The 24,079-nt window shown below is 64.4% G+C and carries 25 protein-coding genes; 17 read left to right on the forward strand and 8 right to left on the reverse strand.

Annotation, left to right across the window (positions count from 1 at the left end; translation table 11 throughout):
* The first annotated feature begins 65 nt into the window (after positions 1-65).
* Positions 66-1,502, forward strand: a complete 1,437-nt coding sequence (locus tag ACFQL3_RS16105) for a twin-arginine translocase subunit TatC (RefSeq protein WP_377056140.1) — start codon at positions 66-68, stop codon at positions 1,500-1,502.
* A gap of 51 nt (positions 1,503-1,553) precedes the next feature.
* Here the strand turns inward: ACFQL3_RS16105 and ACFQL3_RS16110 are convergent, their stop codons facing one another.
* Entirely contained in the window at positions 1,554-1,961 is a 408-nt protein-coding gene (locus tag ACFQL3_RS16110; RefSeq protein WP_377056142.1) for a hypothetical protein, read from the reverse strand.
* Positions 1,962-2,159: 198 nt separating this feature from the next.
* On the opposite strand from ACFQL3_RS16110, the gene ACFQL3_RS16115 reads away from it, so the two are divergent.
* Both ACFQL3_RS16115 and ACFQL3_RS16120 read left to right on the forward strand, forming a co-directional pair.
* Positions 2,160-2,780, forward strand: coding sequence for a histidine phosphatase family protein (locus tag ACFQL3_RS16115; RefSeq protein WP_377056144.1), 621 nt, complete (start codon positions 2,160-2,162; stop codon positions 2,778-2,780).
* 117 nt (positions 2,781-2,897) lie between these two features.
* Positions 2,898-3,038: a hypothetical protein gene (locus ACFQL3_RS16120; RefSeq protein WP_377056146.1), complete on the forward strand. Its 141-nt coding sequence runs from the start codon at positions 2,898-2,900 to the stop codon at positions 3,036-3,038.
* Between the two features lie 4 nt (positions 3,039-3,042).
* Here ACFQL3_RS16120 and ACFQL3_RS16125 read toward each other — a convergent pair whose 3' ends face one another.
* Positions 3,043-3,792, reverse strand: a complete 750-nt coding sequence (locus tag ACFQL3_RS16125; RefSeq protein ID WP_377056148.1) for a DUF547 domain-containing protein — start codon at positions 3,790-3,792, stop codon at positions 3,043-3,045.
* Positions 3,793-3,914: 122 nt separating this feature from the next.
* On the opposite strand from ACFQL3_RS16125, the gene ACFQL3_RS16130 reads away from it, so the two are divergent.
* From ACFQL3_RS16130 to ACFQL3_RS16140, 3 genes are all read left to right on the forward strand, one after another.
* A complete protein-coding gene (locus ACFQL3_RS16130; protein WP_377056150.1) occupies positions 3,915-4,421 on the forward strand; it encodes a peroxiredoxin family protein in 507 nt (168 codons plus the stop codon).
* Positions 4,422-4,423: 2 nt separating this feature from the next.
* On the forward strand, positions 4,424-5,314 hold the full coding sequence (locus ACFQL3_RS16135) for a prenyltransferase (protein WP_377056152.1): 891 nt from the start codon (positions 4,424-4,426) through the stop codon (positions 5,312-5,314).
* A 123-nt stretch (positions 5,315-5,437) separates the two neighbouring features.
* A complete protein-coding gene (locus ACFQL3_RS16140; RefSeq protein ID WP_377056154.1) occupies positions 5,438-5,866 on the forward strand; it encodes a CBS domain-containing protein in 429 nt (142 codons plus the stop codon).
* 130 nt (positions 5,867-5,996) lie between these two features.
* On the opposite strand, the gene ACFQL3_RS16145 is transcribed toward ACFQL3_RS16140, so the two are convergent.
* Positions 5,997-6,365 carry a DUF2237 family protein gene (locus ACFQL3_RS16145; RefSeq protein WP_377056156.1) on the reverse strand — a complete coding sequence of 123 codons (369 nt, stop codon included), beginning with the start codon at positions 6,363-6,365 and terminating at the stop codon, positions 5,997-5,999.
* Positions 6,366-6,566: 201 nt separating this feature from the next.
* On the opposite strand from ACFQL3_RS16145, the gene ACFQL3_RS16150 reads away from it, so the two are divergent.
* The 5 genes from ACFQL3_RS16150 to rpiA all read left to right on the forward strand — a co-directional run bounded on the left by ACFQL3_RS16150 (position 6,567) and on the right by rpiA (position 11,889).
* Positions 6,567-8,546 (forward strand): MutS-related protein, encoded by a 1,980-nt coding sequence (locus tag ACFQL3_RS16150; protein ID WP_377056158.1) that lies wholly within the window; start codon positions 6,567-6,569, stop codon positions 8,544-8,546.
* A gap of 108 nt (positions 8,547-8,654) precedes the next feature.
* The gene (locus tag ACFQL3_RS16155; RefSeq protein WP_377056160.1) at positions 8,655-9,524 is read left to right on the forward strand and encodes a DUF4097 family beta strand repeat-containing protein; all 870 of its coding nucleotides are present in this window, start codon (positions 8,655-8,657) and stop codon (positions 9,522-9,524) included.
* A gap of 73 nt (positions 9,525-9,597) precedes the next feature.
* Entirely contained in the window at positions 9,598-10,725 is a 1,128-nt protein-coding gene (locus ACFQL3_RS16160; RefSeq protein WP_377056162.1) for an ORC1-type DNA replication protein, read from the forward strand.
* Positions 10,722-11,009 (forward strand): hypothetical protein, encoded by a 288-nt coding sequence (locus tag ACFQL3_RS16165; RefSeq protein ID WP_377056164.1) that lies wholly within the window; start codon positions 10,722-10,724, stop codon positions 11,007-11,009. The genes ACFQL3_RS16160 and ACFQL3_RS16165 overlap by 4 nt, the downstream gene beginning before the upstream one ends.
* Positions 11,010-11,202: 193 nt before the next feature.
* Positions 11,203-11,889: a ribose-5-phosphate isomerase RpiA gene (gene rpiA, locus ACFQL3_RS16170; RefSeq protein ID WP_377056166.1), complete on the forward strand. Its 687-nt coding sequence runs from the start codon at positions 11,203-11,205 to the stop codon at positions 11,887-11,889.
* 52 nt (positions 11,890-11,941) lie between these two features.
* Here rpiA and ACFQL3_RS16175 read toward each other — a convergent pair whose 3' ends face one another.
* Positions 11,942-12,109, reverse strand: a complete 168-nt coding sequence (locus tag ACFQL3_RS16175; protein WP_238478301.1) for a DUF1931 family protein — start codon at positions 12,107-12,109, stop codon at positions 11,942-11,944.
* 656 nt (positions 12,110-12,765) lie between these two features.
* Between ACFQL3_RS16175 and ACFQL3_RS16180 the strand changes: the two genes are divergently transcribed.
* The gene (locus ACFQL3_RS16180; protein ID WP_377056168.1) at positions 12,766-13,011 is read left to right on the forward strand and encodes a GIY-YIG nuclease family protein; all 246 of its coding nucleotides are present in this window, start codon (positions 12,766-12,768) and stop codon (positions 13,009-13,011) included.
* A gap of 121 nt (positions 13,012-13,132) precedes the next feature.
* On the opposite strand, the gene ACFQL3_RS16185 is transcribed toward ACFQL3_RS16180, so the two are convergent.
* On the reverse strand, positions 13,133-13,558 hold the full coding sequence (locus ACFQL3_RS16185) for a GNAT family N-acetyltransferase (protein WP_377056170.1): 426 nt from the start codon (positions 13,556-13,558) through the stop codon (positions 13,133-13,135).
* A 59-nt stretch (positions 13,559-13,617) separates the two neighbouring features.
* Between ACFQL3_RS16185 and ACFQL3_RS16190 the strand changes: the two genes are divergently transcribed.
* The 4 genes from ACFQL3_RS16190 (at position 13,618) to ACFQL3_RS16205 (ending at position 17,768) form a co-directional block, all read left to right on the forward strand.
* Entirely contained in the window at positions 13,618-14,166 is a 549-nt protein-coding gene (locus tag ACFQL3_RS16190; RefSeq protein ID WP_377056171.1) for a KH domain-containing protein, read from the forward strand.
* Between the two features lie 90 nt (positions 14,167-14,256).
* Positions 14,257-14,769, forward strand: coding sequence for a hypothetical protein (locus tag ACFQL3_RS16195; RefSeq protein WP_377056173.1), 513 nt, complete (start codon positions 14,257-14,259; stop codon positions 14,767-14,769).
* A gap of 183 nt (positions 14,770-14,952) precedes the next feature.
* The gene (gene thsA / locus ACFQL3_RS16200; protein ID WP_377057128.1) at positions 14,953-16,626 is read left to right on the forward strand and encodes a thermosome subunit alpha; all 1,674 of its coding nucleotides are present in this window, start codon (positions 14,953-14,955) and stop codon (positions 16,624-16,626) included.
* Positions 16,627-16,787: 161 nt separating this feature from the next.
* Positions 16,788-17,768, forward strand: a complete 981-nt coding sequence (locus ACFQL3_RS16205) for an ornithine cyclodeaminase family protein (protein WP_377056175.1) — start codon at positions 16,788-16,790, stop codon at positions 17,766-17,768.
* Between the two features lie 3 nt (positions 17,769-17,771).
* Here ACFQL3_RS16205 and ACFQL3_RS16210 read toward each other — a convergent pair whose 3' ends face one another.
* Both ACFQL3_RS16210 and leuS read right to left on the reverse strand, forming a co-directional pair.
* On the reverse strand, positions 17,772-17,993 hold the full coding sequence (locus tag ACFQL3_RS16210; RefSeq protein ID WP_377056177.1) for a DUF7535 family protein: 222 nt from the start codon (positions 17,991-17,993) through the stop codon (positions 17,772-17,774).
* A 50-nt stretch (positions 17,994-18,043) separates the two neighbouring features.
* Positions 18,044-20,707, reverse strand: coding sequence for a leucine--tRNA ligase (gene leuS, locus ACFQL3_RS16215; protein ID WP_377056179.1), 2,664 nt, complete (start codon positions 20,705-20,707; stop codon positions 18,044-18,046).
* 106 nt (positions 20,708-20,813) lie between these two features.
* On the opposite strand from leuS, the gene thrC reads away from it, so the two are divergent.
* Positions 20,814-22,070 carry a threonine synthase gene (gene thrC, locus ACFQL3_RS16220; RefSeq protein ID WP_377056181.1) on the forward strand — a complete coding sequence of 419 codons (1,257 nt, stop codon included), beginning with the start codon at positions 20,814-20,816 and terminating at the stop codon, positions 22,068-22,070.
* A 111-nt stretch (positions 22,071-22,181) separates the two neighbouring features.
* Here the strand turns inward: thrC and ACFQL3_RS16225 are convergent, their stop codons facing one another.
* Entirely contained in the window at positions 22,182-24,050 is a 1,869-nt protein-coding gene (locus ACFQL3_RS16225; protein WP_377056183.1) for a PAS domain-containing sensor histidine kinase, read from the reverse strand.
* Positions 24,051-24,079: the final 29 nt, after the last annotated feature.

Here is a 24,079-nt window from a genome sequence, read left to right on the forward strand (position 1 = left end):
CAATCTTCTTCTCCGGGTTTGCAGTAAAAAGGCCTATAACGGATCGTGGCCCTACATTCGATCAGATGGGCGAGGATCCGACCGAGCAAGAAGACGAGGACCTCCCCGACGACGAGACGCAGGACGCTTCCGGACCCGACTCGTCGCCGGATAGCGACGCTACTCCCGATAGATCGGGCGCAGAGAGTGATCCCGATTCCGCCGCGGACGAGCAAGAGACCGGTGACGACGGCGCGGACTCCGCCGGAAACGGCTCCGGCGACGAGAACGCGGCCGCGGAGAACTGGGACAGTCGATCAAAGCCCCCGTGGCAAGAGAACGCCGAAGCGGACGGCGACGCCACGGGCGGCGAGGCGTCCGACGGCGAGACCGAATCGGACGACGACGCCACGAGCGACGCGCACGCAGACTCCGAGGACGACGAGGAGCGGGCACCGGACGATGAAGTCGGGGATGAAGAGCCAACACCGGACGCCGACGAGTCGGTAGAGCACGAGACCGACTCCGACGAGGAGTCGGAAGCGGGCGACGACGACCCCGTAGATGCCGAGACCGACTCAACCGAAGAGTCGGAGCCGACCGACGAGGTCGACGAAGGATCGGAGCATAGCGACGAGGAACCCGAACCGGACGACGAAGCCGAAGACGAGTCCGAGACGGGCGTCAAAACGGCACACGATCCTGACGCGGACACGGCAGGCGCGGCGCGGACTGACGGGAGCCACGCGACGACGGAGTTGCCCGCTCACGAGAGAGACGACGACTACGCCCCCGAGACGCCGCCGGACGACGAGGAGATGCCGCTGACCGAACACATCGAGGAGATGATCCAGCGGCTCGCAGTCGTGCTGTTCGCGGCCGCAATCGTGACCCTGGCCCTCTTCCCGTTCGCATCGGACGTCATCATCTACATGTGGTTCGACGTCCTGCCGCAGGCCGAAATCGCGAGACCACACGTCTACGGGCCGCTGGAGTTGAAGCTGACCGAGCTGAAGCTTGCGAGCATCGGCGGGCTAACCCTCGCACTACCGATTGGAGTCTACCAGACGTACCTGTTCATGCGGCCCGGGCTGTACCCCCACGAACGGCGGTACTACCTCGCTGCCATACCGACCAGCCTCGTACTCGCCGTCGTCGGGATGGCGTTTGCGTACTTCCTCATCCTGCCCGGTCTGTTCGAGTACTTCCTGTACTACTCCAACGGCGCCGAGGAGATGTTCGTCGCCTTCGGGCTGAGTGATACCTTCGGGCTCATCCTGACGATGCTCGGGCTGATGGCGATCGTGTTCCAGATTCCGTTGTTGATCATGCTGGCGATCATGATGGGGCTCACCTCGCGGGAGTGGCTCATCGAGAACCGACTGTACTTCTGGGGCGCGTTCCTCGGCGTCGCGTTCCTGTTCAGCCCCGATCCGACCGGGATGGCCCCGCTACTCGTCGCGATTACGATGGTCGGACTGTTCGAGGGGACGCTGCAGTTGGTCAAGTGGACCGGTAGATAATCGAGACGGAACACCCAGAGAGCCGTCCGTCGTTTGCGCTCGCCCAGGACGTTATCGCTGCCCGTTCTCGTTGATCAGAGAGGTATCCGCGACGTCCGGGGGGCGGGTCCGCTGAAGGGCGTAGTCGATGGCCTCTTCGATGTTTTCAGGACCGTCATACACGCCGTCGAATAGCTTCATAAACTCGTGAGCGATCTCTTCGGAGCGGTCGCGGGTGGTCACGGCGCGCACTTCCCCTGACTCCGAGAGTTCGGTGTAGGGAAACAGCGTCACGAAGACGGTGTACGTGCCTCTGTCACCGCTCTCGGCTTCGGGGAACGCGACGTGGATCCGGACGTCGCCCGAATCGTGTACGTAGCCGACGTACTTCGGGTCGTTCCCCGACCGACGTGCGAGTCGGTCGTACCGCTCGTCTCGACTCCACTCGTCTGGTAGCTCCGCGTCGTCCATCGATACCATCGAGTACAGCCAGTATAACCAGTGTATAGAATCACCCAATATTCGCCCGTCCGTGTAGTGTTTCTCCACGAATATCTGATTCGGTCGCACATTGGCTGAAGAACTGGCCGAACGTTTAGAGAAGCCAATCGATACGGCCGGTCCGTCGGTTCTTCCCCGACAGAAGATACTTTTCGCCAGCGTCCAAACGGAGCGACGATGGGTACGGTCGTGCTGGTCCGCCACGGCGAGACGGAGTGGAACGACGAGCAGCGGGTACAGGGCTGGGCCCCAGTCGGCCTGAACGAGCGGGGACGGGTGCAGGGGGCCGCGCTCGGCCAGCATCTCGCAGACAGGTACGATGTCGACCGGATCGTTGCGTCGGATTTGCGGCGCACAGTCGAGACGCTCCGGGAAATACGGCGTGCGGTGGACGTCGACGACGTGACGACCAGTCGTGCGTGGCGCGAGCGGGACTTCGGCGTCCTGCAGGGTCTCGGCTACGAGGCGCTCTTCCATGGCTACCCGGAGTACTCCGTCGTCGAGGCCGGTTACGCGGGGGCCGAGGCGAGGCCGGAGGGTGGCGAAAGCTGGATAGATTTCCGCGAGCGGGTGCTCGATGCCTGGGACGCGCTCCAGGCCGAGGTCGACGACGAAACGGTCGTCGTCGTAACCCACGGCGGGCCGATACACGTCGTTCTCGGAGAGTTGCGGGGGCTGGATATCATCGAGTCGATTGCCGACATCGACGTCGGCAACTGTGCGGTGACCGAGATAGAAATCGACGGCACCGTGGCGATACTCGGCCGGGAGTGCGTCGTGGCACATCTCGACGAGTGAGCGGTCATCGTTGGTGCTCGAAGATAGCTCCACCCTGCTCGTAGACGGTCTGCAGGGCGCTATCCTGCTCGCCGCGGCCACAACGGTTTTATCCCCGCCGTTCCCCCGTTCGAGGAGATGAGCGAGTACTACGTGACGCTCGAGGGCGACCAGGTCGCGGGACCGTTCGAGACCCGCACCGATGCGAAACGCTACGCGGACGAGAACAACACGAACGAAGTCGGGTTGACCTACACGGTCGAACGAATACGCGAGTGACGACTCACTCGGTCGCGTCCGCGTACATCCCCGCGACGGGCGTCCAGTCGTACTTCCGGTAGCTGACGCTGGGGCGTTCGTTCTCGGGGACGACCTCGTGGCGATGCAGGAGGTCGTAGACTCCGTCCCGACCGCCGAAGTCGCCGCGGTACCAGAGGAGAAGCCGCGGGACCGAGACGGTGCCGGCGTCAGGGTCGTACTCGGCCTCCGTTTCGAGATACGACGCGGTGGCGATATCGAGTTCCTCGTCGATCCGGTCGGCGTGATAGCTACGAATGGGGGGACAACTCGACGCGCCACAGTTGACCGCGAAGTGGATCCGATACTCGACCTCGGAGAGTCGGTGCCGGCGCTCGAACTCGTCTCGGAACAGCGACGGAAGGTAGCCGAGGCCGTACTTCGACATGGAGGCGCGGAGGATCCCGTGTTCCATATCGTCGAGGCTCCGGGGGGTGGCGGCGACGACGAACCGCCGGTCGCCGAAGAACGCGCGCTTGTCGTCGAGCGGATCCGAAAGCTCCTGGAGTCCGATCTGAGCGGCCGCGTTGTAGCAGTTGATCCAGAACGCCTTCAGGGCATCCTGATCGTCGCCCAGTCGATCTAGCGAGGACTCGTCGAGGGCGGCAACCTGCTCGACGTACTCGTCCACTGAGCCGTCGGTACGCACAGCACCCAGCAGATCACCGGAGAGCGCGACGAGGTCGGATGGTGGGAGGGAGGACTCGCCAGCGGTACGTCCCGAAGTATTGCTCACGGATAGCGTCTGCTAGGGCGCTCGCAGGAAAATAGTTGACGCGGCCGTGCATCGCTGATACGCCAGCGAGAGCGCTCGCCGCTTCCGACAGCGGTATTCCGTCGCCGCCGTTATCCGACGGTATGAGCACGACACTCACGGACTTCGAGCTACCAAACGTCGCGACTGGACCCGATCCGTTCCGGCTCTCGGAGTACGCGGTCGAGGATGAGCGCCGCGCTATCGTGCTGCTGTTCCAGCGGGACTACCACTGCGGGAACTGCCGAGAGCAGGTCCAGGAGATCGCTCGCCGGTACGACGAGTTCGAGGCACTCGGTGCCGACGTCGTCTCGGTGCTGCCGGAGCCTGCCGACCGCACGCAGAAGTGGAACGACCAGTACGACCTGCCGTTCCCGCTGCTCGCCGACGAACGGAAAGACGCCGCGGACGCCTACGGCCAACCGACGCGATTCGGCGTGCTCGGTTCGCTCCACGACATCATCGGCCGGATGCCCGAGACAGTCGTCATCGACAGCCGGGGTACCAGCCCGGCGGTCGCACATATCGACCGCGGGGAGATGCCCGCAGACCGCCCGAGCGTGGACGAACTGCTGGAAATCGTCGCTAACCTGGTCGACGCCGAAGCGTAACCGTGCAGGAGGGCAACCGGGTCACTGGGACGCTCCGCGCGCTGTGGGGAATGGCCCGACCGACACAGTTACTGCTCATTTTCGGTGTCTACGGGTTCGGTGCAGTGGTCGCACACGCAGTCCACCAGACCGTCGACTGGACTGCACTGCGGGCGGGCATCCCCCCGTTGCTCCTCGTCGCCGCGAGCGTCCACTACGCCAACGAGTACGCCGACTACGAGACCGACGCCCTGACCGACAGGACGCCGTTTTCGGGCGGGAGCGGCGCACTGCACGCGACCGGTCTGCCACGACGCCTCGCCGCACAGGCCACCGTGGGAGCGTTCGTGGCGGCAGTGCTCGCCGTCGTACTGCTCTACGAACGGCTCTCTCCGACCGTGGTTGCCCTGCTCGCCGTCATCCTCGTTTTCGGCTGGCAGTACTCACTGCCGCCGCTCGCGCTCGCCTGGAACGGCTGGGGCGAACTCGATAACGCACTGCTAGGCGGCCTCGTGCTTCCGGTATACGGCTACACCGTGGCGACTGGCTCGGTCTCGGCGACCGCAGTCGCCGCGAGCCTCCCGTTTACCGTCGTCGTCTTTCTGAACCTGCTCGATACGACCTGGCCCGACCGGACGGCCGACGCCGCGGTCGGCAAGTACACCCTGGCCACGCGGTGGGACGCGGGACGGCTCCGCCAACTGTACGCCGGGGTCGCAGTCGTCGCAGTCGCGTCGCCGGTCGCGCTCGGGGCAACGGTCCTGCCGGACCCTATCTCTGTCACCGCGCTTGTGGCGACCCCGTTTCTGGCCTGGGGGACACTCTGGTACACGCGACGACGCTCGCCGTTACCGACCGTAGCCACGATGCTCGTCGTGCTAGTGGTCCAGATACTCGCCTGGCTGCTCGTCTGACCGAGAGACAGATCGCGATTCGAGTCGTCAGTATGCCTCCACAGAGTATTAGGGATTAATAGATCTTTGTCGGTGCAAAATAAATCAGAGCGGCCGTGAGATTCTACTATAATCGAGATTCCCGTGATCAGAGAGGCGTCGGATCGAGCGCCGGAGATCCAGCCGGACTGTCAGATCGAGAACGCGGCAAGCGTGCTCCGAGACCCGGATGTGCCCGCATTGCTCGTCCGTGAGTCGTCGGACGAACTCGCCGGAATCGTCACCGAATCGGATATCGTTGCAACCGTCGCCGAGGGCGGGGTCGCCCACCAGGTCCGAAGCTGTATGTCGACGCCAGTCGTGACGATACCGCCGGCAACGCCGATCGGACTGGCTGCGGATCGGATGCGGGAAGCGGGCGTCTCCGTCCTGCCAGTCGTCGAGAAATCCGGCGAGTATCACGGCCTCGTTACCCGGACTGCACTCGCGCCGTATCTCTCCCGACAGCAACTCGACATCACGTGGGACGGTGACCCGCTCGTGCTCGACGACGCGTCGACGGACGCCGCCTGAGCAGTACCGTCCCAGAGACCGGGGTGCTCGCCGGGAACGGCTCTCATCGAACGCCGCTAGCACCTGTGGGGCTGTTGCCCCCGCTCGTCGAAGAGAGTCGTCGAAGCGGCCGATAGTTCGCGCAGAAGGGCTACGCTTCGTACTCGTGTTCGAGTAGCGTCGAGAACGGCACCGTATCGAGGACGGACTCGTTGGTCGCTTCGAGGACGACCGGCGGCGCGGCGTCTGCCTCCTTCGCTTCGACCCAGCGGCCGATGCAGAGACACCAGTGATCACCCGGTTCGAGACCGGGGAACTCCATCGCCGGGCGCGGCGTGATCAGGTCGTTACCCTGGGCCTTGCTGTACTGGAGGAACTCCTCGGTCATCACCGCACAGAGCTCGTGACGGCCCGGATCACCGTCGATATCGCGACAGCAGCCGTCCCGCAGATAGCCGGTCGTCGGGTCCTCGCTACACGGTTCCAGTTCGCCGCCCAGCGCGTTCTGTTCGGATGGCACGGTCGATAGGTCCGGGACGGCGCGGCAAAAACCCCGTGCTCATCGGGAGTGAGTACGGGACGTACTGACCTCTAAATCTGTGGCAATACACTATATACAGTGAATTCTCACGCTGCAGTCTTCGAAGCCAGAGCGTGGGCGTCGCGACACCGGCGAGCACGCCGGGACCTTTTTCTCGCTCGCATCGAATGTGGCGAGTGAATGGAGTTCGAGGCGATTCCGGGCGTCGGCGAGAAGACCGCCACGGCACTGGCCGAGTTGGACGACCCAGAGCGAGCGCTGGAGGCTGGCGACGTCGCGGCGCTCTCGGCGGCCCCGGGGATTTCACAGGGACGCGCAGCCCGGATCGCACGCGGAGCGATCCGCCGGGAACACGACGACAACGGCGAGTTTCTGGCGACTGATCGGGCACGGGAGGTCTACCGCGAGGTGCTCGGCTTGCTCCAGGAGCGGACGGTCACCGAGTACGCGGAGAGCAGACTGGAGACCCTCTTCCCGACCAGCGCGCGAAGCCGCGTCGAAGAGGTGCGAGCCTTCACCCGCGAGGCGATAGCCCGCGAGGTCGACGCGGACGCGCTGGCGGCGCTCAAGGACGTCGAACCACTCGACGAACCGAACGATGTCCGGGTACGGGACCGCTGTCTGGCGACGACCGACGCCGAACGGTATCGAGAGGCGACGGACACGATCCCCGAGTTGAGCGTCGAAGTCGTCGAGGACACCCGCGGACTCGCCGAACTCGCGCGGGGGTACTCGACGGTAATCGCGCTCGACGAGGCGTTTGCCGGCATCGACGTCGAGGGTGACGTCCGCGTCGAACCGAACGCGCTCGGCAAGCCAAGCGAGGTCGTTCCCGAACGCCCACTGGCGTTTTTCGCGGCGAACCGCGACCGACTGCGCGCCGCGATCCGCGTCCACCGCCGAACAGATCTGGAGCCATCGTGTGATCTCGACGCGCTGGAGGCGGCACTCGACCGTCTGGATGCGGACGGTGCTGTCGCTGGCGACGACGAACTCGACCGGCTCACGGTTGCGGTCGACGACCTCGACGCCGCCGTCTCGACAGCCGAGAGCGTCGCAAACGATCACCTCCGCAAGTCGATCCGCGAGCAGGACGTCACCGTCGAGGGGTCGGATCTGCTCTCGCTGGTCGAACAGGGTGCAGGCGTCGACTCCCTGCTGTCCCGGGAGTTGGCGGACGAGTACGCCGCCGCGGTGACGGCCGCACGCGAAGAACTGGTCGACTCGCTCGACCTCGACAGCGGCGAAGCGGAGATCGCCCGCCGCGCGTTCGGCGACGACCCGGCGTTTCCGGTCGAGCGCAACGAGGAAGCCATCTCGCGACTGCGCGAGGAACTCAAGACGGCCCGTGATCGCCGCGCCACCCGACTCAAACGCGAACTCGCGAGCGACCTCGCGGACGAGCGCGAGGCCGCCGAGGCCCTGGTTCGGGCGGCGCTCGAACTGGACGTCGAACTCGCCGTGGCGCGCTTTGCCGACGATTTCGGCTGTACGATGCCCGAGTTCGGCGGGGACGAGGGGCGCATCGCCATCGATGGCGGCCGGTCGCCCCTGCTCGACGTGCCGATCGAGGCCGTCGACCCCGTCGACTACGAGATCGGTGGGGTCGCACTGCTCTCCGGGGTGAACAGCGGTGGGAAGACGTCGACGCTCGATCTGGTCGCCACAGTCGTGATCCTCACACATATGGGTCTGCCAATCCCCGCCGAGACGGCCCACGTCGCCCGGTTCGAGGACCTGCACTATCACGCCAAGACGCAGGGGACCCTCGATGCCGGCGCGTTCGAGAGCACGGTGCGGGAGTTCGCCGGCCTCGCCGAGGGCGGCGACGGCAGCCTCGTCCTCGTGGACGAACTCGAGAGCATCACCGAACCGGGCGCGAGCGCGAAGATCATTGCGGGCATCCTCGAAGCGCTCCACGAGAACGGTGCAACGGCGGTGTTCGTCTCCCACCTCGCCGGCGAGATTCGGGAGACGACGGCGTTCGACGTGACCGTCGACGGCATCGAGGCCGAGGGGCTGGTCGACGGCGAACTGCAGGTGAACCGCTCGCCGGTCAAGGACCACCTCGCGCGCTCGACGCCGGAACTCATCGTCGAGAAACTGGCTGGCGAGCGCGACAGCGAGTTCTACGGCGAACTGCTAGAGAAGTTCGAGTAGCGACGAGGGAGATGAGAGCCCCCAAGCGGGTTTAAAAGATTTTCTCCGGCTTTCCGGCTCGGTAACTGGCAATCCGTGTTAAAGAGGATTCCACCAGTACGAAGACGTATGACACGACGAATATCCCGACGAGCACTCCTCGGTACCGCTGGCGCAGCGGCAATCGGAACCATCTCCGGCTGTATATCGATCGGCAGCGGCGTCTCCGAAGCGTTCGAGCGGAGCTACGAAGCGAACGATCTGACGGTCGAGGGATGCGTCGGTGACCTGAGAGTCGAGCGGACGGACCGCGAGGACATTCTCGTAGAGGGCGAAAAGCACGCCAACGACGAGGACGAACTCGACCAACTCAGCCTCGATTCGGACAGCGACGGCGAGAGCCTCGTCCTGCGCGTCGAGAACGACGCCGATACCGGTACGTTGCTGTTCGGTTCGACGCCGAAGTTCGATCTGGAGGTTACAGTGCCTGCTACCTCTACTATCGACAGTCTCTCCACGAACACGGGCGATCTGACCGCCGAAACAGGTCCCGACCCGACGAGCGTCGAGACCGATACCGGGGATATCCGGGTGGCCGACGGGAGCGTCGACGTCCGGACGAACACCGGCGAGGTGGAGATGGAGGAGTCGGCGATGCCGACCGAGATCAGGTCCGATACGGGGGACGTGACGATCCAGAACGGGTCGACACTCCAGCAGGTCGATACCGATACCGGCGACGTCACCGTCGCGTTCCCGTCGCTCGACGGGGACGTCTCGATCACGACCGAGACGGGCGACATCAGCATCTCGCTATCGGCGGATCTGGACGTCACTGCCGACGCCGACACCAGCACCGGCGACGTGGATCGGTCCGGTCTCGAGTTCGAGGACGTCGTCCGGGGGTCGGGCCGGTTCGAGGGAACGCTCGGTGCGGGGGCCCACAGGCTCTCTGTCCGGTCGAGCACCGGCGACGTGCGCATCAGTGCGCTCAACTGATAGAGTGGCCGAAACCGCCGTCTGACGCGTGACTGCCGAAGGATTAAGTGGGTTGGGGAGCGTGGTGAAAGTAATGAGCGACGATCCCGAAGACGGCATGTTGTCCTGGGACGAGACGGTGTTCCGGGACGAGCACGTCTTCGAGATCGACTACGTTCCGGAGACGTTCAAACACCGCGGGAGCCAGATGGAGAGTCTCAAGTACGCGCTCCGTCCCGCGGTGCGTGGCTCTCGTCCACTCAACGCGATGATACGGGGGCCGCCGGGCACCGGAAAAACCACCGCCGTCCAGAAACTGTTCACCGAACTGCGCGCGCAGACGGACGTCAAGACGATCCGCGTGAACTGCCAGGTCAACGGCACCCGGTACTCCGTCTTCTCGCGCCTGTTCGAGGGTGTCTTCGACTACGAGCCACCGACGAGCGGCATCTCGTTCAAGAAACTGTTCAACCAGATCACGGACCAACTCGTCGAGGACGAGGAAGTGCTCGTCGTCGCGCTCGACGACGTGAACTACCTGTTCTACGAGAACGAGGCCTCCGACACGCTGTACTCGCTACTGCGGGCACACGAGGAACACACCGGCGCGAAGATCGGTGTGATCGTCATCTCCTCGGATCCCGATCTCGACGTCATCGACGAACTCGATACACGCGTTCAGAGCGTGTTCCGGCCCGAAGAAGTGTATTTCAACCGCTACGGCGAGAGCGAGATCCTCGACATTCTCGGAGAGCGCGCCAAGCGGGGCTTTCACGAGAACGTCGTTACGACGGACGTGCTCGAACGCGTCGCCGAGCTTACGGCCAACAGCGGCGATCTGCGCGTGGGCATCGATCTGCTCCGGCGCGCGGGACTGAACGCCGAGATGCGCGCCAGCCGGACGATCAACGTTCAGGACGCCGAGGACGCCTACGAGAAGTCCAAATACGTCCATCTCTCGCGAAACCTCGGGAACCTGACCGAGAACGAGCAGACGCTCGTCGAGGTCGTCGCGGAGAACGACGGCGAGCAGGCTGGCGACGTGTACGATGCGTTCCACGACCGAACCGATCTGGGCTACACGCGCTACTCCGAAATCGTCAACAAACTCGAAAAACTGGGCATCGTCGAGACCGAGTACGCCGAGATAGAAGGGCGCGGCCGCTCGCGCGCGCTCTCGCTCGCCTACGATTCCGACGAGGTACTCGACCGCCTCGAATGACCGGGAGCGTTCACGACCTCGTCGACGACCTCTACGCGCACCTCGAAGCGACTGCCGAGCGCCCGGTCGACCGCGAAGCAAGCCGCTGGATCGGGGAGGCCGAAGCCGTCGCGGGCGATGTCGCCGGGAGCGACGTTTCGACCGACGTGATCGGAGACCGGATCGGCCACGTCGAGCGCCTGCTCTCGGAGATCGGCGGAGTCGACGACCCGGCGGCGGACGAGCACGTCACCGAGGCGAAACGACTGGCCGACGAGATCGAGAGACTGCTCGCCGACGACTGAGGTATCCACGCCGAGGGTTTATAAACGATAGCGCGGCGACGGCTGGCCATGTCCTGAACGAAGGCCCGACGGGGGCAGGAGCCAGTACGACACACCCCGTCGGGAGCGGTACGTGTCGTCAGTTCGCCATGGGCACCGGAAGAGACCGGCCGGATGTCCAACGTTTTTGCCGCCTGCCTGCACAGAGTCCGGTATGAAAACCACGGGCGGATCCACCGAGGCGAAACGTCGCGCCGGGGAGCACGCGGCGACAGCCGTCGAGGACGGGATGGTCGTCGGACTTGGCACCGGGAGCACCGCTGCCCATGCGATCCGGGCAATCGGGGCGGCCGTCGACGACGGACTCGATGTCGTAGGCGTACCCACCTCGTTCCAGTCCAGACAGCTAGCCATCGAAGAGGGAGTTCCCGTCGTCGACCTCGACGAGGTGGGGGGCGTCGATCTCGCGATCGACGGCGCGGACCAGATCGCGGACGGACAGTTGATCAAAGGCGGCGGGGCCGCTCATGCCCGCGAGAAAATTGTCGATGCGGCGGCCGACCGCTTTCTCGTAGTCGCCGATCCGAGCAAGCAAGTGGAGTCGCTTGATCACGCGGTCCCCGTCGAAGTGTTGCCGGCAGCACGACCGGTCGTCGAACGCCGACTGCGGGAGCTAGGTGGCGAGTCGTCGCTCCGAACGGCGGAACGAAAGGACGGCCCGGTCGTCACTGACAACGGGAACGTCGTGCTCGACTGCGAGTTCGGGACGATAGACGCGCCCGGGACGCTCGCGGAGCGACTGGCGACGATACCCGGCATCGTCGAGCACGGACTGTTCGTCGACCTCGCCGACGAGGTACACGTGGGGACGGCAGAGGACGTGACGGTCGAGCGACTGTAGGGCGCTGGCGCTGGAAGAGCGATCATAAAAAATCGAAGAGTAAGAAACCGGCTTACAGGTCGCGGGGCTGGACCGTCTTCCGGTCGTTGGCTTCGGCACGTGCTGCGGCGTCTTCGAGAAGTTCGTCGACTTCCTCGTCGAGTGCTTCGTAGAAGTCCGATGCAACGTTCTTGTCGTCGAGCGCTTCCTTCACGGCCGCTTTGACAATTAGATCTGCCATACGAAGTCAGATTGAAAATCCCGCTTTATAAGCGTTCTCAAATCGTCCGGTGAGCGGGGCTCTCACGGGCGTCCAGCACCAGGTCGCATTATTAATCCACAACGATTATCCGGAGAAAAAGGCGTTGCGGGAGAAATCAATCGTTCCGAGCCGAGTTGGCCCTGACCCGCAGTGGCGTTGACGGGGTGAACGGGCGTCGGATGAGACGCTCCGGAGCGTCCCAGAGCGGTTCTTACGCCGCCCGCATGCCGCAGGGTGCGCGAAAGGACGACGTCGGCGACGGACTCTCGCTCGCCCGCCAATCCGCCCGGGTTTTACAACTCTGAAAACAAACTTTCCGTTTACAAAAGAGAACGGTGGTGGTTTAGAAAGATATTTACCACGAGAGTCCGTATCGTTTAATGCCGGTACTATCCGTGCCGGTTGTGCCCAATGCCCACGTGTGACCACTGTAACGCGCACGTCTCCGAGCGTTTCGAGCGCGTCTTCGCTGACGAATACGGACGGATCTTTGCGTGTCCGAGCTGTTCGGCAAATGCTGGGATTGCAGAGGCAGCGCGCCTCCGCGCTCAGCAGGCGTAAGTTCCGTTCCGGGAAGTCCAGCGCGGTGATCACCACGCGGAGCCTTTAGCGTTGTAGAGATTGACTGATGACTGATGAGTACCCACTACGTCTACGTGCTCGAATGTGCCGACGAGACGCTCTACACGGGATACACCACGGACGTCGAGCGGCGCGTAAACGAACACGACAGCGGCGCTGGCGCGAAGTATACCAGGGGTCGAACACCCGTCGAGCTGGTGCATACCGAGGAGTACGAGACGAAGGCCGCGGCGATGTCCCGGGAGTACGAGATCAAGCAACTGAGCCGTAGCGAGAAGGAGCAACTGATCGAGGACTAATCGTCGGCACCGACCTGCGGTTCGGGCGGACGCTCCGCCCCTCAACGCTCAGACGGCCGCGCTGTCGCCGGGACTGACAGGCTGGCGAGTATCGAAGGTCGATTGACGGTCGCCCGTACCGTCACGCCGTGTCGAGGACGCCCCGGTAGCGGCCGTCCCCCCCGGTCGGATCGATGGCGAACCCGAGCGATTCGTAGAACGGCAGGACCCGTTCGTCGAACTCGGCGGTGAGTCGACCGCGGTCGGTAGCCGCCCTGACGAGGGCACCCCCGATCCCGTTTCCGCGTCGCCGTCGCTGGACTGCGATTCCGGCGATGTGTGTCGCGTCCGCAGCGGGATCGAGGACGATGACGCCGACGATGCGGCCGTCAGCACTGGCCGTCAGGACGTCGCCACTCTCGATCCGGCTCTCGATCCCCTCGACGTCGAGGAGGGCCGCATCGAGGAGAGACCGAACCGCGAGTACGTCGTCTGTATCGGCGCTGCCGAGTTCGAACTCCACGCGGAACCGTTCGGCAAGCGACGATATGGAGGTTACGACCGTCATGGCCCCACGCCACGGCGTGCCGGAGAAAGCTTTTACAGGTCGAACTACTACCGCTACCCATGCAACACGTGAAGATTCCGCAGGACAGGATCGGTGCGCTGATCGGCGAAGGGGGTGAGACGCTACGCGAGATCGAACGGCGGGCTGAAGTTCGACTCGATGTCGACTCCGAGAACGGCTCTGTCGGCATCGAAAAGACGGGAGATCCGGTGACCGCGCTCAAAGGGCCGGACATCGTTCGCGCGATCGGCCGCGGCTTTGCGCCCGACGACGCGATGGCACTGCTCAACGACGAGATGATGATGCTCGATATCATCGACATCGGTGCCGCTACGCGTAACAAGAACGATCTCAAACGACAGAAGGGCCGACTGATCGGCGAAAACGGCCGGACCCGGGAACTGATGGAAGAGTTGACCGGTGCGGCAGTCGTCATCTACGGTTCGACGCTCGCGACCATCGGCACGCCACACGAAGTGGAGGCCGTCCGCGAGGCCGCCGAGATGATCATCGAGGGTGCACCGCACGGCTCCGTCTACTCGTTCCTCGAACGCAAGCACAACGAACTCAAGCGCCAGGGGATGGACTACCACCAGTACACCGGTTGACATCCTCCAGCAGTTTTTGCCGATCCGGGATTCGAAGTCGTCCAGACGCATCCACAGGCGTTAACCCCACCCGGCGGCTAGCAGGAGCGAATGGTCGACAACTTCGAGGCGGGCCGACGACGGTTTCTACAGGGAGCGGGTATCGGCGGGACAGCGCTACTTGCAGGCTGTACCGAGCAGTTGGGACTCGACGATGACGGGGATGGAAGCGACGAGGTGGACGGTGTCGGCATCGTTGCCAGCATCGATCAAGAGGAACTCCAGACGCTTCAGGTAGAGATCCAGCAGGAGGTACAACAAGCAGTTCAGCAGGAAGTCGAGGACGGCGAACTCGCAGAAGACGAGGCACAACAGGAGGTCCAGCGACGACTCCAGGAGCGTCAGGGCGAGATCATAACGTTCATCGAAGAACAGATCGCGGCGATGAAGACGGAGGTACAGGCCGAATCGTCGATCGAGATCCTCGAGGAGTACCCACGAGCAGGGGCAGTCCGTGCGGACGGCGACGCCGAGGAGCTGATCGCCGCTCTGAATCTCGACACCGTACAGCAACTCGTCTCGGCGAGCGGTCTTCAGGCACCCGAGCAGCAAAACAGCGAGTAAACGACGAAACCGTCGGCCCGTTTCGAGCCACTGCCCGGCACCACGGGTGGTTTCTAATATATAAATAGCATTCATTGACAACTACTAACACATACCGGGGCGCTACTGTCGGACGATCTCTATCATAGTAGCAAAAGGTTTATATAGAATGGCAATCAACTCTTTGTTGTTATGGCGCAGCAGATGGGCAACCAGCCAATGATTGTACTTTCCGAGGAGAGCCAGCGCACCTCAGGAAAGGACGCACAGTCGATGAACATCACAGCCGGCAAGGCCGTCGCCGAGTCCGTCCGGACGACGCTCGGCCCGAAAGGCATGGACAAGATGCTCGTCGACTCCACGGGGAACGTCGTCGTGACGAACGACGGCGTTACGATCCTCAAGGAGATGGACATCGAACACCCGGCGGCAAACATGATTGTCGAAGTCGCCGAGACGCAGGAAGACGAAGTCGGCGACGGTACGACCTCCGCGGTCGTCGTCGCCGGTGAACTCCTCAAGCAGGCCGAGGACCTCCTCGACCAGGACATTCACGCGACCACCCTCGCCCAGGGGTACCGACAGGCCGCGGAAGAGGCAAAGTCGATCCTCGAGAACATCGCCATCGAGGTCGACGCCGACGACACCGAGAGCCTCCGAGCGATTGCCGCGACCGCGATGACCGGCAAGGGCGCAGAGAACGCGAAAGATCACCTCGCCAATCTCGTCGTGCGCGCAGTCAGCAACGTTGCCGAGGACGACGGCACCGTCGACACCGACAACATCAAAGTCGAGAAGATCGTCGGTAGCGCAGTCGAGGAGTCCGAACTCGTCGAAGGCGTCCTGATCGACAAGGACCGCGTTCACGAGAACATGCCGTACCTCGTCGAGGACGCCAACGTGGCCGTCATCGACGACGCGCTGGAAGTCAAAGAGACCGAAATCGACGCCGAAGTCAACGTCACCGACCCCGACCAGCTTCAGGAGTTCCTCGATCAGGAGGAAGCCCAGCTCCGCGAAATGGTCGACGACCTCGTCGACGCTGGCGTCGACGTCGCCTTCGTCGAGGACGGTATCGACGACATGGCACAGCACTATCTCGCCCAGGAGGGCATCCTCGCGGCCCGCCGTGTCAAATCCTCCGACGCAGAGAAGATCGCACGCTCGACCGGCGCACGCACGGTCGGCAACGTCTCCGACATCGAGGAAGACGACCTCGGCTTCGCCGGCAGCGTCTCGCAGCAGGACGTCGGCGGCAGCCAGCAGATCCTCGTCGAGGACGTCGAAGAAGCAAAGTCCGTCTCCCTCCTGCTCCGTGGTGGCACCGAGCACGTGGTTGACGAAGTCGAGCGCGCAATCGAGGACAGCCTCGGCGTCGTGGGCGTCACCCTGGAGGACGGTCAGGTCCTGCCCGGCGGCGGTGCTCCCGAGACCGAACTCGCTCTCGAACTGCGCCAGTTCGCAGACTCCGTCGGGGGGCGCGAACAGCTCGCAGTCGAAGCCTTCGCCGACGCGCTGGAAGTCGGCCCACGCACGCTCGCCGAGAACGCAGGCCTCGACCCCATCGACTCCCTCGTCCAGCTCCGTAGCGAGCACGACAAGGGCAACAGCACGGCCGGCCTCGACGCCTACACCGGAGACGTCATCGACATGGAAGCGGAAGGCGTCGTCGAGCCGCTCCGCGTCAAGACCCAGGCCATCGAGTCCGCAACCGAAGCGGCTGTGATGATCCTGCGAATCGACGACGTGATCGCAGCAGGCGACCTCAAGGGCGGCGGCACGGATCAGGGCGACGACGAGCCCGCAGGCGGCCCCGGCGGCGCACCCGGCGGCATGGGTGGCATGGGCGGCATGGGTGGCATGGGCGGCGCGATGTAAGCGAGGCGACCACGTCGCCTCGAACAGTCGAGCGGCACCGCCGCGAGACGACTGCCGGATAAATATCGAATCGACCACGTTTTCTCTTTGTTTCAGTTCGAGAGCGCCGCGGCCGCCAACCGGAACCAGATATTAAGTCCCGCCCGCGAAACTATCCGGACATGGAGACGTTACTGCTGAACGGCGATGACGTCGAAGCGAACGCGCAGTTAGCAGCCGTAGTAGACGCCGTCGAACAGGCCTTTGCCGCCTACGCCCGCGGCGACGTGCAGATGCCCGCCAAATCCTACATCGATCTCCCGCAGTACAACGGCGACTTCCGCTCGATGCCCGCCTACATGGATGCGGGCGAGTGGGACGCCGCCGCGATCAAGTGGGTGAACGTCCACCCCGACAATCCTGAGGATCACGACCTGCCGACCGTGCTCGGAACGCTCGTCTACTCCAATCCCGAGACGGCCTATCCCCTCTCTATCATGGATGGGACGGTGCTCACCGAGAAACGCACCGGCGCGGCAGCAGCCGTCGCGACCGACCATCTCGCCGTCGAGGACGCCACGAGCCTCGGACTGGTCGGCGCTGGCGTCCAGTCGTACACGCAGTTAGAAGCCATCTCACGGATCCGACCGATCGAGGAGGTCGTCGTCAGCGACGTCGACGAGGAGCGCGTCGAGCGGTTCGTCGATACCTTCTCCGAGCGCTTCGACGTGCGTGCCGGGTCGATCAGCGAGGCGGGGCACTGTGACGTGCTCTCGACGGTGACACCGGTCGAGGAACCGGTCGTCGGCCCCGACGACCTCGCGACCCACACCCACGTCAACGCCATCGGGGCCGATGCGGCCGGCAAGCACGAAATCGAGGACGACGTGCTCCTGGCCGCCAAACTGGTCATCGACGACTACGAGCAGTGCACCCACTCGGGCGAGATCAACGTTCCCTGGAGCGCGGGCGTGCTGGGCGACGAGGACCTCCACGGCGAACTCGGCGACATCGTGATCGGCGAGCGGGACGCCCGGCTGGCCGACGACGGCGTGACGGTCTTCGACTCGACCGGACTGGCGATCCAGGACGTCGCCGCCGCTCACGTCACCTACGAGCAGGCCCGCGAGAACGGCGACGGCTACGGCTTCGAGCTGGTGTAAGACTCACTCCCCCCGGGCCCGCGCCACGAAGTCGAAGACCTTCGTGAGCAACCAGACGATGATGATGAAGGGGAGCAACGGCACCAGCAGGATGAGCATCCCGACCAGAATCCCCCAGCCGAGGGCGTCCATCTCGATGTTTCGCTTCCCGGTCACGCCGGGCGTGACGGTGCGCAGTACTTTCTCCGGGACGGACGGCTCGTCGTCGGCATCCTCAGCACTCATAGGATAGCATCAGCACGAGCCGAAATAAGGACGGGTGCTCGACGCCGACGTTACTCTTCGATGTTGATCGCCGGCCGTCCGGGTTCGGCTTTCGAGACGAGATCCTCCGGCGCTTCCGCGGCGCTGAGCACCGCAACGTTGGCGTCGAACTCGCGGTCGAGCAGCCACGTCGCACGCCGGAGCGCCTCGCGTTCGCGCTCGGGCAGGAGTTGCTCGTCGAGCGACTGGGCGCTTGCGGCCAGATCCTTCGCGAAGTCGGCGGCGTCCTCGCCCTGCTGGCGCAGTTCCTCGTCACGCATGATCGTCCCGACGACGTCGTCGTCGGCGTCCATCGCGATGTCGAGGGCGCGGTGTTTCCAGTCGGGGGCGACGGCGATTTCGATCAGTTCGGGATCCTCGATGCCGGCGACCTCGACGATGTCGCGGACGTCCTCGCGGGTGTTCTCGATCAGCCGACGCTCGACCTCGTAGTCGGCGGGTGCGTCGGCGCTCGGCCAGTCGGCCTCGGCGATGAGGCTCTCGTTGCCGAGGCGCTCCCAACACTCCTCGGCGACGTGGGGAGCGACCGGCGCGAGCAGTTTCGCCACCGTGACCAGTCCACGCTCGTAGGTATCTGAGTCGGGGTCGGTCTGCTCGGCGTACCGGCGCAAGAGGGAGACGAGTTCGCGAACCGCCTGAAGCGCGTGGTTAAACCGCATGTTGTCGAACTCCTCGGTAGCAGTCGCCGCGGTCGCGGCGATTTCTCGGTCGACGTAGTCGGCGACTCGGTCGGCCTCACCATCGGGAACTCCACCCTCGGCGTAGGCGTCGGTCAGGTCGTAGACGTTCTGGAGGAAGTCGTTCGCGGACTTGACGCCCTCAGGGCTCCAGGCGAACTCCTTCTCAGGCTGGGCGGCCTCCATGATGAACAGCCGTGCCGTGTCGGCCCCGTACTCCTCGATGATGCGCTGTGGCGAGACGCCGTTGCCACGGCTCTTGGACATCTTGTAGCCGTCCTCGCCGAGCACCATCCCCTGGTTCATCAGGTTGGTGAACGGCTCGCGGACGCCCTCGACGAGGTCGATATCGTCGAGGACCTTCGTGAAGAAGCGCGCGTACAGCAGGTGCATGACCGCGTGTTCGATGCCGCCGACGTACTGGTCGACCGGCATCCAGTCGCTGGCCCGTGCGGTGTCGAACGGCGCGTCCTCCAGCTCCGGCGAGGTGTACCGCAGGAAGTACCACGAGGAGTCGACGAAAGTGTCCATCGTGTCCGTTTCGCGGACTGCGTCGCCGCCACACTCGGGACAGTCGACGTGTTTCCACTCCTCGGCGGCGTCGAGCGGATTGCCCGTCGTGTGGACGAACTCCGGCAGTTCGACCGGCAGATCCTCGTCGGGGACGGGGACGTTCCCACACTCGCGACAGTGGATCATCGGGATCGGCGTCCCCCAGTAGCGCTGTCGGGAGATACCCCAGTCACGCAGGCGGTAGTCGGTGCGGTCTTCGCCGTCGAAGGCCTCGACGAAGCGGTCCCGCGCGGTGGCGCTGTCGAGGCCGTCGAACTCGCCGCTGTTGACGAGCAGGCCGTCCTCGGTGTAGGCTTCCTCCTGCACGTCGACGTCTTCGGGGTCGACATCCGCGTCCTCGGTCGGTTCGACGACCTGCACGATCGGGATGTCGTGTTTCTCGGCGAAGGCGTGGTCCCGGTCGTCGTGCGCGGGGACGGCGTACAGCGCGCCGGTCCCGACGTCGTCGAGGACGTAATCGGCGACGTAGACGGGAATCTCCTCCCCGGTCGCGGGGTTGATCGCGTGCTCGCCGGTGAACACGCCGGAGGTCTCCTCGACCTCGTCGCTCTGTTCGACGCGGTCGATGTACTCGGCGACCGCGTCGTTCTCCTCGGCGATCTCCGCCGCGACGGGGTGGCCGGGCGATAGCGAGAAGAACGTCGCCCCGTAGACCGTGTCCAGCCGCGTCGTGAATATCTCGACGTCGCCGTAGTTGGGGAGTTCGAACTCGACCGATGCGCCCTCCTGGCGGCCGATCCAGTTGCGCTGCATCTCCCGGACGTTGTTCGGCCAGCCGTCCAGGTCGTCGAGCGACTCCAGCAGTTCGTCGGCGTAGTCGGTGATCGTGAAGAACCACTGGTCCATCTCGCGTTGCTCGATCGGCGTGCCACACCGCCAGCAGAGTTCCTCGTCGCCTTCGACCTGCTCGTCGGCCAGCACCGTCTCGCAGTCGGGACACCAGTTCAGTTCGGCACCCTGACGCTCGACGAGTCCTTCCTCGCGGAAGCGTTTGAACAGCCACTGGTTCCACTGGTAGTACTCCGGCTCGCAGGTGGTGATCTCGCGCTCCCAGTCGTAGCTAAAGCCCATCCGGGTAAGCTGTTCTTTCATCGAGTCGATACACTGCATCGTCCACTCGCGGGGGTTCGTATCCCGCTCCTCGGCGGCGTTCTCGGCGGGCAGGCCGAAGGAGTCCCAGCCGATCGGGTGGAGTACGTTCTCGCCCTGCATCCGCTCGAACCGGGCGAAGGCGTCCGTGATCGTGTAGTTCCGGACGTGGCCCATGTGGAGGTTCCCGGAAGTGTAGGGAAACATCGCGAGGACGTACTCCGGATCCGCGGCGTCGTCGTCGATCCGGAACACGCCCGACTCGTCCCAGGTGCGTTGCCACTTCGGTTCGATCTCCTGATGATCGAACCGACGCTCCCGCTGTTCGCTGGTCATACGGGGGAATCGGACAGCGACGATGCTATACCTTTCGTCTCGACGACCCGACCAATCGCCGCGGAACCCGCGTCGCTTTTCCCGGTGGGGTGCTATCACACGCGTAATGAGTATGAAACTCGACGCGCCGGCGGCCGACGCGCCGCCGGAGGCCGAGGACGGCGTCTGGCTGTCCTGCATCAACTGCGATCACACCCTCGCGCCGTTCGATGACGTCCTGTTCACCTGTCCGGAATGTGACGGGCTACTGGAAGTCCGTTACGCCGATCTCCCGACCTTCGAGGATTTCGAGGGCACCGGCGTCTGGCGGTACGACGACGCCTTACCCGTCGATATGGGCGTGACGATTCAGGAGGGCAACACCCCGCTATACCAGGTGCCCGATCTGGAAGCCGAGACCGGCGTCGAGCATCTCCACGTGAAACACGAGGGGATGAACCCGACGGGCAGTTTCAAGGACCGCGGGATGACCGTCGGCGTACAGGTTGCCAGTCGCCTCGGCGTCGACCGACTCGCGTGTGCTTCGACGGGGAACACCAGCGCCGCGCTGTCGGCCTACGGCGCACGCTCGGCTATGGAGACGCTCGTCCTGCTCCCCGCCGGCAAAGTCGCCGCGGGGAAGGTCGCCCAGGCCAGCCTCCACGGGGCGCGCATCCTCGAAGTCGACGGCAACTTCGACACCTGCCTCGACATCGTGCAGGACCTCGCGACGAGCGGGCACGTCTACCTGCTGAACTCGCTGAACCCCTTCCGACTGGAGGGTCAGAAGACGATCGGTCTGGAGATACTCGAACAGTGCCAGGACCGGACCGGCGACTACCCTGACCGGATCGTCCTCCCGGTCGGCAACGCCGGCAACACCAGCGCGCTCTACAAGGCGTTTCGCGAACTCGTCCAGTCGGGCGCGCTCGACGAGAGCGAGGTACCCAAACTCACCGGCGTCCAGGCCGAGGGGGCCGCACCGATGGTCGAAGCGGTCGAGGAGGGCAACGACGAGATCCGCCGTTGGGAGACCGTCGAGACGCGCGCCACCGCGATCCGGATCGGCAACCCAGTCAACGCGCCGAAGGCCCTGCCTGCGATCAGCGAGACCGGCGGCACCGCAGTCGCCGTCTCCGACGACGAGATTACCGACGCTCAGCGCTCGCTCGCCGAGGAGGGCGTCGGCGTCGAACCCGCGAGCGCGGCGTCGATTGCCGGACTCCGCAAACTCCGCGAGCAGGACGTGGTCGGCAGCGATGAGAACGTCGTCTGTCTGACGACCGGCCACCTGCTGAAAGACCCCGAAGCGGCCGCCGCGGCCGGAGGCACTCCCGAACCGGTGCCGGGGGATACTGAGGGCGTTCTCGATCATCTGGAGTGATCGAGAGCTCGTAGAACCGTGTTTTACCGCATCCTCGATCATCCGGAATGATGAGGGCTCGTGGAACTGTGTTCCACGGCGTTCTCCAGCATCTCGAATAAGTACGAACCGCTACTCCGCCCGGATCTCGAACCGAGCGCCGCCCGACTCGCTATCGACGAGGTCGATCGTCCAGTCGTGAGCGTCGGCCATCACATCGACGATGCGAAGCCCGAGGCCGGTGCCGTCCTCGGCGGTCGTAAACCCGCGATCGAAGACGGCCGATTTCACCTCGTCCGGGATCCCCTGCCCATCGTCGGCGACGTAGAAGCCGTCGTCGAGCGGTCCCACCCGGACGCGGATCCGCTCGTCTCCGGACGTGGCGTGTTCCACGGCGTCCTGCTGAGTGTGCGAAGCAGGGCTTGTGGAGCCATGTTCCACAGCGTTCGAAAAGAGGTTCTCAAGCAGTTCGACGAGTCGATCGCGGTCGGCATCGATCGTTCCGACAGCCTGGGAGACCGCAAGCGTCGCTTCGTCCGTCTCGATCGAGTCCCAGGCGTCGGCGGCGGCGTCCGCAATACGCTCCGATTCGACCTCGCCGACGATCTCGCCGTCGCGCGCCAGCGTCAGCAGATCGTCGCTCATGCATTCGATCCGTTCGAGCGCGGCATCGATCTCGCCGACGATTTCGGGGTTGCCCTCGATCAGTTCGAGGTAGCCCTGCGCGATCGACAGCGGGTTCCGGAGATCGTGCGAGACGATTCCGGCGAACTCCTCCAGGCGCTCGTTCTGGCTCGCGAGCCGTTCTTTCCGGGCGGCGCTGTCGAGTGCGGTCCGGAAGTTCGCCGCAAACACCTCCGCTAGTTCGAGGGCCGAGTCGGTGAGGAGATCATCCATATCGACAACGCCGAGCGCTCCGTGGTCGCCGAGCGGAAAGGCGACACAGGTCGGGGTACTGTCCTCCGAGACGGCATCGTACCGTCGGCGGTCGCCATCTTCGAGTACCGCAATCGGGACCTCCGTCTCGTAGCTAGTCTCCAGCGTCGGTTCGCACTGGCCGTAACAGTCACAGTCCAGCTCGCAGGCAGCCTCGAACGTGAGTCCCTCGTCCTCTGCGACCGCGACCACTACGGTCGGCATATCGGGGACGTCCTCGGCAATGTTTGTTGCAACGTCGACGATCTCGGTGCTGCTTTCGGCGGCGACGAGATCCCTACTAGCAGTGTGCAGCGCATTGAGCATCTCCTCGTGCCGGCGCTGTGCGGTCACGTCCCGGGTCGAGCCGACGATCCCGACGACATCGCCCGTCTCGTCGCGGCGGGGCGCTTTCGTCGTGCTTACCCATCGGTTTCGGCCGTCGTCGTCGACGTAGCCATCGACCTCGTTCACGACTGGCTCGCCGGTCTCCATGATCTCGACTTCCTGCTCGCGGAGTTCAGCGCCCATCTCCGGGTTGAGTTCGAAGTCGGAGAGTCCGACCACATCCTCGCGGGTGAGGCCGTAATGGTTCGCCTTCGCGCCGCTGACCGCCGCGAACCGGCCGTACTCGTTCTTGATAAACACCCGATGGGGAATGTTGTCGAGGAGGTCGTCCAGCAAAGCCGCGTCGTCGGCGAACGGATCGGTCCTATCGGCGGCGTGGCGGATCCGTTCGGCGACGGCGCCCGGGAACAGTTCGTCCGCAGACTCATCGGACGGGATACAGATCACGTCGTCCGCACCCGCGGCTTTCGCGTCGCGAGCGAACCCGTCGCTTGCGTCGATGGCGACGACGACGACCGCGGCCGAGTCGACCCGCTCGCGAACGGCCCGAACGTGCTCCAGACCGTCGACTTCGGAACTGTCGGGGATGACAATGCAGTCGGTCTCTGTCGGCCGCGAGATTGCTCCAGACGCGTCGACGTGTCGCGTGGCTACGCCGTCCACTGCCTGTCGTAGCGCCCGCTCGACCTGTTCCAGCACCCCCCCAGAATCGACCAATGTGACAGTTAGTCGATGCATATGCTGACCCATTTCAGGTAGTTAATGAC

The organism is Natronoarchaeum sp. GCM10025321 (genome assembly GCF_042663585.1).
GTDB lineage: Archaea > Halobacteriota > Halobacteria > Halobacteriales > Natronoarchaeaceae > Natranaeroarchaeum.

Bases quoted from the DNA above. Each gene is read 5' to 3' on its own strand.
- ACFQL3_RS16160 (WP_377056162.1), top strand. From the start codon at position 9,598: ATGAGCGACGATCCCGAAGACGGCATGTTGTCCTGGGACGAGACGGTG.
- ACFQL3_RS16120 (WP_377056146.1), top strand. From the start codon at position 2,898: ATGAGCGAGTACTACGTGACGCTCGAGGGCGACCAGGTCGCGGGACCG.
- ACFQL3_RS16195 (WP_377056173.1), top strand. From the start codon at position 14,257: ATGGTCGACAACTTCGAGGCGGGCCGACGACGGTTTCTACAGGGAGCG.
- ACFQL3_RS16180 (WP_377056168.1), top strand. From the start codon at position 12,766: ATGAGTACCCACTACGTCTACGTGCTCGAATGTGCCGACGAGACGCTC.
- ACFQL3_RS16165 (WP_377056164.1), top strand. From the start codon at position 10,722: ATGACCGGGAGCGTTCACGACCTCGTCGACGACCTCTACGCGCACCTC.
- thrC (WP_377056181.1), top strand. From the start codon at position 20,814: ATGAGTATGAAACTCGACGCGCCGGCGGCCGACGCGCCGCCGGAGGCC.
- leuS (WP_377056179.1), bottom strand. From the start codon at position 20,707: ATGACCAGCGAACAGCGGGAGCGTCGGTTCGATCATCAGGAGATCGAA.
- ACFQL3_RS16185 (WP_377056170.1), bottom strand. From the start codon at position 13,558: ATGACGGTCGTAACCTCCATATCGTCGCTTGCCGAACGGTTCCGCGTG.
- ACFQL3_RS16105 (WP_377056140.1), top strand. From the start codon at position 66: ATGGGCGAGGATCCGACCGAGCAAGAAGACGAGGACCTCCCCGACGAC.
- ACFQL3_RS16130 (WP_377056150.1), top strand. From the start codon at position 3,915: ATGAGCACGACACTCACGGACTTCGAGCTACCAAACGTCGCGACTGGA.
- ACFQL3_RS16205 (WP_377056175.1), top strand. From the start codon at position 16,788: ATGGAGACGTTACTGCTGAACGGCGATGACGTCGAAGCGAACGCGCAG.
- ACFQL3_RS16155 (WP_377056160.1), top strand. From the start codon at position 8,655: ATGACACGACGAATATCCCGACGAGCACTCCTCGGTACCGCTGGCGCA.
- ACFQL3_RS16225 (WP_377056183.1), bottom strand. From the start codon at position 24,050: ATGCATCGACTAACTGTCACATTGGTCGATTCTGGGGGGGTGCTGGAA.
- ACFQL3_RS16150 (WP_377056158.1), top strand. From the start codon at position 6,567: ATGGAGTTCGAGGCGATTCCGGGCGTCGGCGAGAAGACCGCCACGGCA.
- ACFQL3_RS16190 (WP_377056171.1), top strand. From the start codon at position 13,618: ATGCAACACGTGAAGATTCCGCAGGACAGGATCGGTGCGCTGATCGGC.
- rpiA (WP_377056166.1), top strand. From the start codon at position 11,203: ATGAAAACCACGGGCGGATCCACCGAGGCGAAACGTCGCGCCGGGGAG.
- ACFQL3_RS16210 (WP_377056177.1), bottom strand. From the start codon at position 17,993: ATGAGTGCTGAGGATGCCGACGACGAGCCGTCCGTCCCGGAGAAAGTA.
- ACFQL3_RS16110 (WP_377056142.1), bottom strand. From the start codon at position 1,961: ATGGTATCGATGGACGACGCGGAGCTACCAGACGAGTGGAGTCGAGAC.
- ACFQL3_RS16175 (WP_238478301.1), bottom strand. From the start codon at position 12,109: ATGGCAGATCTAATTGTCAAAGCGGCCGTGAAGGAAGCGCTCGACGAC.
- thsA (WP_377057128.1), top strand. From the start codon at position 14,953: ATGGGCAACCAGCCAATGATTGTACTTTCCGAGGAGAGCCAGCGCACC.
- ACFQL3_RS16115 (WP_377056144.1), top strand. From the start codon at position 2,160: ATGGGTACGGTCGTGCTGGTCCGCCACGGCGAGACGGAGTGGAACGAC.